Origin of the sequence: Vibrio sp. HA2012, from assembly GCF_002812955.1 — a bacterium.
In the GTDB taxonomy this organism is placed as follows: Bacteria; Pseudomonadota; Gammaproteobacteria; order Enterobacterales; family Vibrionaceae; genus Vibrio.
Window position 1 is genome coordinate 38054 of record NZ_PFXK01000009.1, and the last position, 13077, is coordinate 51130.

A 13077-nucleotide genomic window follows, 5' to 3' on the forward strand; every position below is an offset into this window, starting at 1 on the left:
AAGTATTAGATTTTTATGGTATATGAAGGTTACATGTTTTATTTTTCATATGTACTAATATTACATTAGTGTTAATATACTAAAATAACACAATAATGTTAATAGGTTGTTAATATGCATATTCGGTTAGAAGATAAGTTTCACCTTGCATCTGGTGGTGCCAGAGATGTTTATTTTCATCCTGAAAATGAAAGACTTTGTATAAAAATACAAAGAGTAAATGGAACTCAAAATCTGAATGAAGAGTTTTTTTATAAAAAACAAAGAGAAGGTATAAATATACTTCCCAAGTATATTGGAAATATCAAGACCAATTTAGGAGTTGGTCTTGTAGTTGAGCTAATTAGAGATTTTGATGGGGAAGTATCTAAACCATTGAGCTATTATATAAATAACAATATTATTACTCTTGATGCAGCAAAAAGTTATATTCAGGAAATAGCCAATGAGGTGATTGATAAGAAAATTTTGCTTCATGATGGTGGATTGCAAAATATTCTTTTGAAAAAAACAGGAAAAGATTTATTTCAGCCGATGCTTGTTGATGGATTTGGTGCCAAAAATAATAGCCTTAAATATATGTTAAGAACAATGTTACCTATATTATCTGTGAAGAAAAGTAAAAAACAGATAAAAATAATGATGAATGATAAGTGCTTTAGGGATGTCTAATTATCATTAAATATGATTTATTTCGTTAGAATGTTGAATAATAACGGATATATAATCTAATCGTATTATTTAACCTTTTGATAGGATTGAGCCACTACCGATTTTTTCTTGAATAGTTTTTAATGCTAACGCCTAAGCGTTGTGCAGTATCAGCATCAGCATATTCGTGGACAGTTATTTGATTAATAGCTTCTTGCTTAAATTCGGTTACATAGGCTCTAGTTCATTTATAGGGAGTTTTCTGGTTTGAGCTTCTAGTGGAAAGCCCACCTTGTCTCGGTGGGCTTTTATTTTCTAACGGTTACGACACTGCCCTCACAAACTCATGATCTTTTTGAACTCTTCTTCAGAGTATTTTTTCTCAGTGCTCTTAGTTAAGTCAGTCATCATTTTGTAACGGATGTCCGTTGCCATGTTTAACGTACGCTTAAGCTGTCCGTAAGAATAGTCCGCGGCCATATCTAGTGCGGCTTGTTTATCCTCTTTGTACATCGTCGCTAGTGTTTTATCTAAACTCGCGACTTGCTTATACAAGCGTGTTTCTTCCTTATCCCAAGTGTCCTTAAGTAGGGGTAGATACTTGTCTGGATTAGCCGCTGCTAATGCGGTTAAGCTTCGGAACTGCCAGTATGCAGAGTCATCGCTGTAGGTATCATCGCCAATTTGGTACGTTTTTGGATAGTCGGTCAACGTAGAGTAAAGCGGCACAAGTACAGACTCAGGGAGTACACCAAAGCTTTGCCAGATAACGCCCTGAAGTTCTTTCGGCATTTGCTCTCTTAGCTGGATAATATGCGATTCTAACTGACGTTCCACTCGGATTGGGCGCTTGCTCTTTCCTTCCAAAGCGGTGCCTTTGTAGGTTGCACTCAGTAACTCTGCGACATCTTCAACTGAGATTTTTTCGTCTGGCTCCATAAACAGTGGGTATTGAGCCATGCGGCTTTGCTGATGTTTTGAAGGCGTTAGCATCTTTTGTCCTAACCATTCTCGGTCGATATTGTACTCATCGCCAACGACACCAAACGCTTTTGCGAAGTTAAATGACTTCTTGTCAGTTTTGTCGAGTAACTTGTTATCAACAACAAACTCAAACATGTCTTTTGAGTGCAGGACATCTTTACTAGATAAATCCACACCATGAACACGTAAGCCGTTAGCAATCATTGCGTAGCTATCATCAGGTACTTTTACTGCGATCCAATGGTGACCTGAACCGATCTCAAACAGCCAAGCTTCATTGATATCGGCAATGTACAGGCTGTTTCCTTCACCAGCACCATAGGTTTCAATGTAGTTGCCAAGCAGTTCAACCGCTTGCTTAGCACTGGTAGCTTGAGGGAGAAGTAGGGTAGGAATGATTGCTTCGATTACGCCATTTTCGACCAGAGGATCGACTTTTGCGACTTTCTCGTTGATCTCTGCGCTGGTTGTCGCCGAAATAGCGACATTGTGCTCATTGATGCCGCGTTCTTCGTAAAACTTACCGTCACTATCGACGGTTTTTGCATCCCAATCTGGTATTGCTGAGTAGGCGAAGAAGTGTTTAGGCATAGGGACAACAAGTCCGTTACCTAGCTTCCAATCTTCCTCTTCGTTGTCCTGTGCTGGACGATACTCTAGATACTTGTTCCAGTTATTGATACTAAAGTCTTCGTTGCGGGCAATCATAATACTGCCGTCGGTTGACGCTCCTTTACCGACTATGATTCCGGTACAAGCGAGTGCGTTTCCACTTAGCGCAACGGCCACTGTGCTGGCTAAAAAAGTTACAGACCAAGTTTTCATCTTTATTCTCCGCATATCAAATGTGAAAGAACCGAAGTTCATGTCCGTTGTATTTGCAGCATTTATTGTTGTTATCTCTACCGGGTTAGCTGGTTCCCAAGGGTAAGATAAGGAATATTGAGAGCCAAACTCGAGTAGTGGTATTCATCAGAATGTTGTATTTGGAGTGTAACTGCCAAGAAGAACAAATATTCGTCAATTGATCACATAAATAGCATTCGTTTTTATGAATAATTATTTGAAAAATATGCGTTTTTTGCATAATTTGATAAGGGAATTTACGCATTGAAAGTCAGTGGAAACGTTTGTCTTCAGCAAAATTTGACCGTCGATGACACTGACTTTACCGAGTGTCATTTCGCGGCGCTTTTTGTTCGATGTGAAACGCAACATCCAACTAGGATAGCCAGAATGGGGAACAACCAAATACAAACCACCATCATGCTCTGACGATAGTGTAACGTGCCCACCACTTTAACCACCAGTTGGTGGTGGTTAAAGGTAGTTATTTATGGACTGGTATGGAAGCTATTTTAATTTAAGCTCTTGATATTTATTAATTTAAATAACGATATGGAAGTGTGTGGAGATTACTCAATATTCTGAATCTGTTCCCGCATCTGCTCTATTAATACTTTAAGTTCAACTCCGGATGCGGTTACATCGGTGCTGATAGATTTTGAAGCCAGTGTGTTAGATTCACGGTTGAATTCCTGCATCATAAAATCCAGCCTGCGGCCACACGAACCACCTTTGTTCAGTATATTAATGGTTTCTTTAACGTGTGAATCCAAACGATCCAACTCTTCTGCCACATCAGATTTTTGCGCTAACAGAATGAGTTCTTGTTCAACACGGCCTGCTTCCAGCTCAACTTTTGCTTCTTCAAATTTAAAAAGAAGACGCTCACGTTGCCATTGCAGGATTTCGGGCATACGGGCCCGGACTTTTATCACTTCATTAGTGATAGCTGAAAGACGCTGTTCAATTAAGGCTTTCATATTATCACCTTCACGCCCTCTGGCTTCGATAAATTCGGTTAAGGCTTCATCAAACCCGATCAGCAGATCCTGATTGACGATATCCATATCCTGCTCTGGTGTTTCCATTACTCCTGGCCACTGCATCACCTGAAAAGGATTAATCCGGCTAAGTTCACCTGTCATATGCATGATCTGGTTCGCTGCTTTAATAACCTGATCAGCCAGTGTCTTATTGATGGTTAGTTCTGCTTGTGCTGCTGGATTCGCTTCGAAACGCAGATGACATTCAACTTTACCCCGGGCCAGTCGTTTACGAAAACGTTCACGAAGTAACGGCTCTAAAGAGCGGAACTGTTCTGGAAGACGAAAATAGGTTTCGAGATAACGCTGGTTTACGGAACGGATTTCCCAGACCGCACTTCCCCAGTCGCCTTTGACTTCTTTACGCGCATAAGCGGTCATGCTGTAGATCATTGACAGTACCTTAATCACATACGTGAAAACAATTGATTACCCTTAATGCTAACACATAAACAGAAAAAGACCTGTCTGGAAATACAAGTTTTCCTGGCTTGCCTCTCGCTCCTGACAATGTATTCCGTTATAATTTCCGGCCAATTCTATTCCCATTTTCAGGTGAGATTTCATGCGACCAAACGATAGAAAGCTGGAACAAGTTCGTCCAATCAAGATTACCCGTCACTATACAGCGTATGCTGAAGGTTCTGTGCTGGTAGAGTTTGGTAATACCAAAGTTCTGTGTAATGCAACGGTGGAAGAGAATGTTCCTCGCTGGCTGAAAGGGCAAGGTAAAGGCTGGGTAACCGCAGAGTATGGCATGCTGCCACGTGCAACACACTCCCGCACCCGTCGTGAAGCGGCGAGTGGTAAACAGGGTGGTCGTACTATGGAAATTCAGCGTCTGATCGCTCGCAGCCTGCGAGCGGTTGTGGAGCTGGAAGCCATGGGTGAAATAATGATTACTGTGGATTGTGATGTGATTCAGGCTGATGGCGGTACGCGTACGGCTTCTATTTCCGGAGCCAGCGTGGCCATGGCTGATGCATTTGAGTCTCTGGTTAAAGAGGGTAAGCTGAAAGTGAACCCAATGAAAGGTCATGTAGCCGCAGTATCGGTGGGGATTGTGGATAAGGAAGCCCGCTGTGATTTGGAATATGTAGAAGATTCTGCGGCTGATACCGATATGAATGTCGTAATGACAGAAGATGGCCGTATGATTGAAATTCAGGGAACGGCTGAGGGGGAACCTTTCTCCCATGAAGAGTTGATGGATTTGCTGGCTTTGGCGAAGCAGGGCATCACCGATATTGTTAAGGCTCAGAAAGCGGCCTTAGCCGAATAGTTTTTATTAATGGCTCCTGTAAAGGGGCTATTTTTTTGTATGTAAAATGGATAAGAGACAGAAGATGAAAGCATACCAGCGAGAGTTTATTGAGTTTGCCTTAGAAAAAGAGGTACTTAAGTTTGGTGAGTTTACATTAAAATCAGGCCGTAAGAGCCCATACTTTTTTAATGCTGGCTTGTTTAATACGGGGCGTGATTTGGCTCGTCTAGGACGTTTTTATGCTGCAGCGTTGGTTGACTCTGGTATTCAATATGATGTGTTATTTGGGCCCGCATATAAAGGTATTCCCATTGCAACGACTACTGCGGTAGCTCTGGCAGATCACCATGATGTAGATACCCCATATTGCTTTAATCGTAAGGAAGCCAAAGACCACGGCGAAGGTGGCAACCTTGTGGGTAGCACATTGGAAGGCCGTATTATGTTGGTGGATGATGTGATTACCGCCGGCACGGCAATCCGTGAGTCCATGGAAATTATCAAAGTGAATGGAGCTGATCTGGCTGGTGTGCTGGTGGCTATCGATCGTCAGGAAAAAGGCAAGGGTGAGCTGTCCGCTATTCAGGAAGTAGAACGTGATTTCGACTGTTCAGTGGTGTCTATCGTGAGCCTGAGCGATTTGATCACTTATCTTGAAGAAAAAAGCGATAACCAGAAACAACTGGAAGCGGTAAAAGCATATCGCACAGAGTTTGGAGTGTGAGTTAACCACAGAATAAAAACAGGGTACAGAAACACGCTGGAATTTTTCTGTACCCTGTTTTTCAATAAAAATTGAACAGATATTAGCGTTTATACCTGCTACCTTTCGGCATTGATCTGTCTTCCATGGTTTTAAACCGTTTGTGCAGCCACATCCACTGTTCCGGCGCTCGCAATATTACTTTTTCCATTTGTTTGTTCATAAAGGCGGCGGCGGCTGTTTCATCTTTTTGCGGGTATTCTGGCTGAATATCATCACTAATGATTAATTCATATTTTCCCTGCTCATTTCTGAAGCTGGATCCGGTCACCATGGCACATTTACTGGTGTAAGCCAGAATACTGGTGCCTGTGGTAGTACAGGCATTTGGGACAGCAAAGAAAGGCACAAAGACAGATTTTCGGCGGCCATAATCCTGGTCTGGTAGATACCAGAGTCGGTTACCTTGTCGTAAAACCCGGATCATTTTCTTTAGATCTTTTCTGTCGATAAGCTGATTGCCGGTCCGGGTACGTCCCCAGTGCTGAATAAAGTTATAGGCTGGGTTATTGTGTGGCCGGTAAATACCGTATCCGGACTTACCTATTGTGGAAAATGCACGCGCTGTAATTTCCAGATTCAGTGCATGTACGCAACATAACATCACCCCTTTTCCCTGTTGTTCCAGCATATCCAAATGGGATGTATCCTGAGAAATTATCAGCCGCTTAAAGCGCCAGTTTGGCCAGAACCAGGCAATGGCTGTTTCGATAACGGCAAGGCCTGTATTTTTGAAATTTTCATTGGTTAGAGTTTCGATTTCCTGAGCTGTTTTTTCAGGAAAAGCAAGTTCAAGATTGCGTTTAGTGATATGGATTCGTTGTGAGCCAAATCGTCTTCCTAATGCACCGAACCCTCTCCCGATTTTATAAAGCAGAGAATAAGGTAGCAGATTAACTACCAGTGCCAGCAGACCAAATCCGAGCCATACCGCCCAGTATTTTGGAACTAGCAAAGTGGTGGTAAATTCAGGAGTTTTGTGGTTACTCATTCGTGTATATGGTCACTGAATCTGTGCACTTAACAGTGCCCAGTATTCCTCAAAGTTCTCGGTTGGACGGTATTTAAAATCGGAACGGACGAAACGGTTCAGGCTGCCTTCAACCTGCCCAAGAAGCTGGGCGGCGAGGATATTCTCTTCCACCGGAAAGGCTTTCCCTTCACGTAGTTTACGCTCTCTCAGTATCTGTCGGATCTGGGTTTCAATACGTTCAAATAACTGATTTATCCGGTCTCGAAGACGTTCATTTTCAAACATCAGAGCATGACCGGATAAGATCCTGGTTAATCCGGGATTTCTTTCCGAGAACGCTAGAATTAACTGCAGAACCATACGAATCCGCAGTAGTGTGTCTTTTTCATCGTCCATAATACGGTTGATACGGGATACTATAGCTTCTTCGATAAATTCAATTAATCCTTCGAACATACGAGCCTTGCTGGGGAAGTGACGATATAGCGCCGCTTCCGAAACACCGACCTGTTTAGCCAGTTTAGCTGTAGTGATACGTGAAGCACCTTCGTTAGACTCCAGCATATGGGCAAGAGCCTGCAGTATTTCTTCACGGCGATTGGATTTTTTTGTACCCGTCATCGTTCCGATCCTTTTAGACAACCTTTAGTTTGTTTTATTATCTTTTTATATTCAGTGAGTACCCTATTCTGCGAGTCGAATAGGGTACCCGGGGGGAGATATTCTATTGTTTACCTGAGTGACCGAATCCACCCTCGCCACGTTGTGTCGCTTCGAAATCTTCAACAATACTGAATTCTGCCTGTACTACCGGTACAAATACCAGTTGTGCGATCCGGTCTCCCGGCTCGATAGTAAAAATATCATGCCCACGGTTCCATACGGACACCATCAGTTGTCCCTGATAGTCAGAATCGATCAGTCCGACCAGATTTCCCAGAACGATGCCGTGTTTGTGGCCTAAGCCTGAACGAGGCAGAATGGTTGCTGCCAGTTTCCGGTCAGCAATATGAATAGCGAGGCCTGTTGGGATCAAGTGTGTCTGTCCCGGTTCCACCGTTAATGCTTCATCCAGGCAAGCGCGCAAATCAAGTCCGGCAGAACCTTCCGTCGCATAAGCGGGTAGTGGGAATTCGTTACCGATACGTTTGTCTAAGATTTTTAAGTCAATTTGTTTCATAAGTTCTATTAATTCGGTTGTGGTTGAAAATAATAAGTTTCTGGTTACAGAAATGAGATCCCTGACTTCGCAGGGATGACAGATTTTTTTCTGTAACCTGTATCCTCTCTAGTCTCTAGTCTCTAGTCTCTAGTCTCTAGTCTCTAGTCTCTAGTCTCTTGCTCACTGCCGTCAGGATCTCGCGACTTAATGCCAACTTACTATCCAAAGGCAGGCTCTTTTTACCGTCTTTCCAGTATAGAGTCAGCGCGTTGTCGTTGCTGTTGAACCCCTGTCCGCTGACGGATACATTGTTTGCACAAATCATATCCAGATTTTTGCGTTCCAGTTTGCTTAAAGCGTATTGTTCTACATTTTGGGTTTCTGCCGCAAATCCTACCGAAAATGGGCGGTCTGTTTTGAGAGCTGCAACCGACGCAATGATATCCGGATTCTTTATCATGTGGATAGTGATAGTATCATTGTCAGTTGTTTTCTTGATCTTGTGCTCTGCAACTGTGTCAGGCCGGTAATCGGCTACGGCAGCACAGCCAATAAATATGTCGTTATCTGTGACTCGCGACATAACTTCCAGATACATCTGTTGCGCGGTTTCTATTGGGATAACCTTAATTCCGGCCGGAGCCTGAAGTGCCACAGGTCCGCTGATAAGGGTTACTTCTGCTCCCATCGCGGCCGCGGCCTGTGCCAGCGCATAGCCCATTTTCCCTGAGCTGTGATTTGTAATATAGCGTACAGGATCCAAGGCTTCTCGCGTTGGTCCTGCGGTCAGCAGTAAGGACTTACCTTTCAGCAGCTTAGGAAGGTGTTGTCCCCGAAAAAATGCTTCACAACGCTCAACCAGATCCATCGGCTGTAACATGCGACCTGGTCCGATATCACCACATGCCTGCTCTCCAGAATCCGGCCCCCAGATATGCATACCACGACGCTTTAGTGTGGCAATATTTTCTTGAGTAGCCATATTCTGATACATCTGCTGGTTCATGGCCGGAGCCACGGCAATAGGTGCATCCGTCGCCAGAACAGCGGTAGAGACCAGATCATTACCCATTCCGGCAGCAATCCGGGCTATCAGGTCAGCTGTGGCTGGAGCCAACAGTACTATATCGGCCCATTTGGCCAGTTCGATATGGCTCATAGAGGCTTCTGCCCGTGGATCAAGCAGGCTTTCTGCGACCGGATTACCGGATATAGCCTGCATAGTCAGAGGTGTGATAAATTCTTTTGCTGCCTCGGTCATTACCACGTGCACCTCGGCCCCTCTTTCTATCAGGCGTCGGGTCAGTTCTGCACATTTATAAGCAGCGATGCCCCCGCTGATCCCCAGAAGGATATGTTTCCCTGTCAGAGTTTGCATTGTCTGGTTCTCCAAAGTTTCTGCGCAAACCATATCACATTTTTCGTCGTGAACAATACAATGATAAGTAAGTGGTTACTCGCATAGTATGCTCTGTGTGTGCGATAAGTAGGAAATGGCTTTAGTAACCTGAAGTACATCCAGAAATAGATTATCAAATTTGATATTCAATGCTTCTGGTTTTCTTATTGCAAGGAAACAGGAGTATGCCTATGACGATCAAATCTTTGCCTTTAGAATCCCGGCCAAGGGAAAAGTTACTGCTTCGTGGTGCTAAAGCTTTATCCGATGCGGAATTGCTGGCTATTTTTCTGCGTACCGGTATTTCTGGAATGAATGCCATAGAGCTTGCCGATTATCTGTTGACTGATTTTGGTTCGTTGAGAAAGTTGTTCGCCAGTTCCAGAGATGAGTTTTGCCGTCACAGGGGGCTTGGGGACGCTAAATTTGTTCAGCTGCAGGCAGTGATAGAAATGACGCAGCGTTATCTGGCGGAAACCTTAGACAGAGGAGAGGGGCTAAGCAGTTCACAGCAGACGAAACAGTATCTCTCCAGCATGCTCAGAGATCGGCCCCGAGAGGCTTTTTATGTTTTGTTTCTGGATAATCAGCACCGGGTGCTCAGCGATGAAATTTTGTTTGAAGGTACTATTGATTCTGCAAATGTTTATCCCCGAGAAGTGGTAAAACGAGCGCTGGAGCATAACTCAGCGGCTGTTATTCTGGCTCATAATCATCCATCAGGTATTGCAGAACCGAGCCAGTGTGACAGACGTATTACCCACAGAATCATTGATGCTTTATCGTTGGTGGATATCAGAGTGCTGGATCATTTTGTTATCGGTGATGGTGAGGTTGTCTCTTTTGCAGAAAGAGGATGGATATAATTCGCGTATAGCCGGATTTTTTTGTTGTGAGCCGTGCAAATTCTGGTATGATTCGCGCACTATTTTTGAACACAATTCAGCTTCCGACTCAAAAAAGATCTGCAAATTCTGTAAAAAGGATCTGTTCGGGTCTTGAGCAATGCATATCAAGTTAGTATAATGCGCGACCTTTGATAGCCTTGTGTGGATTTTCCATAGCGGTTTTTACCTCCGTTCTTTTAGAACAAAAGGGGGGCAACCAGCAAGGTTGATATCGAGCTGAAACGATTTGGAGAAGACATTCATGTCCCGAGTATGCCAAGTAACTGGTAAGCGTCCAGTAACGGGTAACAACCGTTCACACGCACGAAATGCTACTAAGCGTCGTTTTCTGCCGAACCTACAAACACATCGTTTCTGGGTAGAGAGCGAAAAACGTTTTGTTAAACTACGTCTAACTGCTAAAGGCATGCGTATTATTGATAAGAAAGGCATCGATGCTGTTCTTGTTGATATCCGTGCTCGTGGCGAGAACGTATAAGAGGAATTGAGCAATGGCTAAAGGCATTCGTGAGAAAATTCGTCTGGTATCTTCTGCTGGTACTGGTCACTTCTACACAACTGACAAAAACAAGCGTAACATGCCAGGCAAATTCGAGATCAAAAAATTTGATCCAGTAGTACGCCAGCATGTTGTGTACAAAGAAGCAAAAATCAAGTAATTGATTTCTGGCTTTTAGAATAGTAAAAACCCGGCCTGTAGCCGGGTTTTTTTATACATGTTTTTAGATGTTCAGGTAAATATCATATGCTATATAACTAATATGAACATGTTTGTTTGCTCTTTATAATAGTCACAATGTATATTCTGACGGATAGAGAATAGGGCAGAAATCAATTTTGACTACGGGAACAATGATGTTTAAGTGGATAAAGCGAAAATTAACTAAAAGAGCGAAGGAAAAAAAAACGATCACTCGTAATATAAGGTCTATACAGAGAATAATCGATACTTCTGTAAAGGCTGAACGGCTTCAATATTTGGCGGTTAATTCGGAAAAGTCACTAATCAGTGAAGAAAAATGTTTAGAGTTCGAACTGGTCGTTAGTCTCACCACCTATTCTAAACGTATTCATGATGTTCATTTGGTTATCGAATCAATCGGACAGCAGTCTGTTTTGGCTAATAGGATTATTCTCTGGTTAGATGAGAATGAATTCACTTTGTCATCGTTACCAAGAGAGTTGCACAATCAAATAGCTCGTGGTTTAGAAGTCCGATTTTGTCCCAATTATAAGTCATTTAAGAAAATTATCCCCGCTTTACAGGAAATGCCTGATGCGGGCATTGTTACCATTGATGATGATGTCCTATATGCTGCTAATACATTGGATATTTTGATCCGAGAACATCGGGTGAATCCGGGATATGTGATTGGTCACAGAGGGCATCGTATCCGATTTGATTCAGCAGATAAGCCTCTTCCGTATAAGCAATGGGATTATGCGATTACAGAAGGTGAAGCTTCTCACCAAATCGTCTTAACGGGTTCTGGTGGTATTCTGTATCCTCCGGGTTCTTTACATAAAGATGTTACAGATATCAAAACGTTCAGTAACTTGTGCCCCCACGCTGATGATTTGTGGCTTAAAGTTATGGCTTATAGGCAAGGATCTATTTGCAAAAAAACGGACTTCAGCAGCGGGGGATTGGCTTTGATGGCAAATCGGGATTCGGGGCTGGCTAAAATAAATGTAAGGAAAGGCGGTAACGACAAACAGTTTGCCAAACTTGTTGAACATTATTGCCTTAAGCTGAAGTAAATAGTGATGTAAAGGTTATAAATGAAACTATCCCGACGTGGCTGGAATAACCTGCTGATCCTGGCGCTGATTGTATTTATGGCGGTGCTGAATCTGCCGAACGTGATTAAATCACATCTGAAAGAAAAACAGCAGGTATCATATCCTCATCTGCTAAACCCTGAAGCAGATGTTGAGCAGCTTCATTTTGCCCAATGGTCGCTGGAACGCAAAGGGTCTGATTGGGTGATCAACCGGCAGAGTCAGATCCCGGCAGATGAGTTAGCCTCCCGATGGATATCTTTGATCGGAACGAAGGTTGACGAGGCGACTTTTACCCAGCTAACCGGAACCCTTTCCAGTGCGAATACGCTGGAGGTATGGTATCAGGATCTGGAAGAGCCTCAGCGGGTGACTTATTACCAGACGCCTAATTTTTGGTTACTGAAGAACTGGCAGGATGAATGGATTGCCGTCTCTGTCGAAGATCATTATCTGTTTCCTTTTTGAATGGTCAGACATTGAGGAGAAGACATGCCAGAGTTACCCGAAGTTGAAGTCAGCCGGATGGGCATTGAACCGCATCTTCTGAATCAAACTATTCAGCAGATTGTGATTCGTCAGCCAAAATTACGCTGGCTCGTATCCGAAGAGCTGAATGGTTTACAGGGACAGATGATAACCGCAATACAGCGGCGGGCAAAATATCTGTTGCTGGAAACAGAACAGGGAAGCGTCATTATTCATCTTGGAATGTCCGGATCTCTCAGGGTGCTGGGTTCAGATGTACCTCACGGCAAACATGACCATATCGATCTGGTTCTGACGAATGGTAAGCGGCTGCGGTATAACGATCCACGTCGTTTTGGTGCATGGCTATGGCAGGATAAGGATACGATACATGAACTGCTGGGGCACCTTGGTCCCGAGCCGCTGCAAGATAAATTTACAGCCGTTTATATGCAGAAAAAAGCTAAAGGCAAACGGGTTGCTATCAAGCAATTTATTATGGATAGCAAGATAGTGGTTGGTGTTGGCAATATTTATGCGAACGAATCTTTGTTCAATTCCGGTATTCTTCCATCCACACCCGCGGGAAAACTGACATCAGAACAGTGGGTTATTCTGGTCACGGCTATTAAGGCTGTTCTGGCCGATGCGATTAAACAAGGGGGAACGACCCTGAAGGATTTTTCTCAGGCAGACGGTAAACCGGGTTATTTTGTGCTCCAGCTACAAGTTTACGGTAAAGCAGGTGAAGAGTGCCCGGTTTGTGGTGATACTATTCAGCAACAGAAAATTGGTCAGAGAAACAGTTATTTCTGCCCGAATTGTCAGCATTAA

The 13077-nt window shown here is 43.5% G+C and carries 15 protein-coding genes and 1 pseudogene; 9 read left to right on the forward strand and 7 right to left on the reverse strand.

Annotation, left to right across the window (positions count from 1 at the left end):
• The first annotated feature begins 114 nt into the window (after positions 1-114).
• Positions 115-672 (forward strand): YrbL family protein, encoded by a 558-nt coding sequence (locus CSW98_RS15260; RefSeq protein ID WP_100801346.1) that lies wholly within the window; start codon positions 115-117, stop codon positions 670-672.
• Positions 673-987: 315 nt separating this feature from the next.
• On the opposite strand, the gene CSW98_RS15265 is transcribed toward CSW98_RS15260, so the two are convergent.
• The 3 genes and pseudogenes from CSW98_RS15265 to CSW98_RS15275 all read right to left on the reverse strand — a co-directional run bounded on the left by CSW98_RS15265 (position 988) and on the right by CSW98_RS15275 (position 3917).
• On the reverse strand, positions 988-2460 hold the full coding sequence (locus CSW98_RS15265) for a C69 family dipeptidase (protein WP_100801347.1): 1473 nt from the start codon (positions 2458-2460) through the stop codon (positions 988-990).
• Positions 2461-2796: 336 nt separating this feature from the next.
• A pseudogene (locus tag CSW98_RS17905) lies at positions 2797-2898 on the reverse strand (Arm DNA-binding domain-containing protein); the annotation flags it as partial.
• A 152-nt stretch (positions 2899-3050) separates the two neighbouring features.
• The gene (locus tag CSW98_RS15275; protein ID WP_100801349.1) at positions 3051-3917 is read right to left on the reverse strand and encodes a YicC/YloC family endoribonuclease; all 867 of its coding nucleotides are present in this window, start codon (positions 3915-3917) and stop codon (positions 3051-3053) included.
• A 172-nt stretch (positions 3918-4089) separates the two neighbouring features.
• Between CSW98_RS15275 and rph the strand changes: the two genes are divergently transcribed.
• Positions 4090-4806, forward strand: coding sequence for a ribonuclease PH (rph, locus tag CSW98_RS15280; RefSeq protein ID WP_100801350.1), 717 nt, complete (start codon positions 4090-4092; stop codon positions 4804-4806).
• A 64-nt stretch (positions 4807-4870) separates the two neighbouring features.
• On the forward strand, positions 4871-5512 hold the full coding sequence (gene pyrE, locus CSW98_RS15285; RefSeq protein ID WP_100801477.1) for an orotate phosphoribosyltransferase: 642 nt from the start codon (positions 4871-4873) through the stop codon (positions 5510-5512).
• Between the two features lie 82 nt (positions 5513-5594).
• Here the strand turns inward: pyrE and lpxL are convergent, their stop codons facing one another.
• From lpxL to coaBC, 4 genes are all read right to left on the reverse strand, one after another.
• Entirely contained in the window at positions 5595-6542 is a 948-nt protein-coding gene (lpxL, locus tag CSW98_RS15290) for an LpxL/LpxP family Kdo(2)-lipid IV(A) lauroyl/palmitoleoyl acyltransferase (RefSeq protein ID WP_100801351.1), read from the reverse strand.
• A gap of 12 nt (positions 6543-6554) precedes the next feature.
• A complete protein-coding gene (gene slmA / locus CSW98_RS15295) occupies positions 6555-7145 on the reverse strand; it encodes a nucleoid occlusion factor SlmA (RefSeq protein ID WP_100801352.1) in 591 nt (196 codons plus the stop codon).
• A 103-nt stretch (positions 7146-7248) separates the two neighbouring features.
• The gene (dut, locus tag CSW98_RS15300; protein ID WP_100801353.1) at positions 7249-7704 is read right to left on the reverse strand and encodes a dUTP diphosphatase; all 456 of its coding nucleotides are present in this window, start codon (positions 7702-7704) and stop codon (positions 7249-7251) included.
• A gap of 136 nt (positions 7705-7840) precedes the next feature.
• Positions 7841-9064 carry a bifunctional phosphopantothenoylcysteine decarboxylase/phosphopantothenate--cysteine ligase CoaBC gene (gene coaBC / locus CSW98_RS15305; RefSeq protein WP_100801478.1) on the reverse strand — a complete coding sequence of 408 codons (1224 nt, stop codon included), beginning with the start codon at positions 9062-9064 and terminating at the stop codon, positions 7841-7843.
• Between the two features lie 212 nt (positions 9065-9276).
• Here coaBC and radC point away from each other — a divergent pair, with 212 nt between their 5' ends.
• The 6 genes from radC to mutM all read left to right on the forward strand — a co-directional run bounded on the left by radC (position 9277) and on the right by mutM (position 13077).
• Positions 9277-9951, forward strand: coding sequence for a RadC family protein (radC, locus tag CSW98_RS15310; protein ID WP_100801354.1), 675 nt, complete (start codon positions 9277-9279; stop codon positions 9949-9951).
• 283 nt (positions 9952-10234) lie between these two features.
• Positions 10235-10471, forward strand: a complete 237-nt coding sequence (rpmB, locus tag CSW98_RS15315; RefSeq protein WP_004728407.1) for a 50S ribosomal protein L28 — start codon at positions 10235-10237, stop codon at positions 10469-10471.
• 13 nt (positions 10472-10484) lie between these two features.
• Entirely contained in the window at positions 10485-10652 is a 168-nt protein-coding gene (rpmG, locus tag CSW98_RS15320; RefSeq protein ID WP_004728408.1) for a 50S ribosomal protein L33, read from the forward strand.
• Between the two features lie 196 nt (positions 10653-10848).
• Entirely contained in the window at positions 10849-11754 is a 906-nt protein-coding gene (locus CSW98_RS15325) for a glycosyl transferase (protein WP_100801355.1), read from the forward strand.
• A 21-nt stretch (positions 11755-11775) separates the two neighbouring features.
• A complete protein-coding gene (locus CSW98_RS15330; RefSeq protein ID WP_100801356.1) occupies positions 11776-12243 on the forward strand; it encodes a hypothetical protein in 468 nt (155 codons plus the stop codon).
• Between the two features lie 24 nt (positions 12244-12267).
• The gene (gene mutM, locus CSW98_RS15335) at positions 12268-13077 is read left to right on the forward strand and encodes a bifunctional DNA-formamidopyrimidine glycosylase/DNA-(apurinic or apyrimidinic site) lyase (protein ID WP_100801357.1); all 810 of its coding nucleotides are present in this window, start codon (positions 12268-12270) and stop codon (positions 13075-13077) included.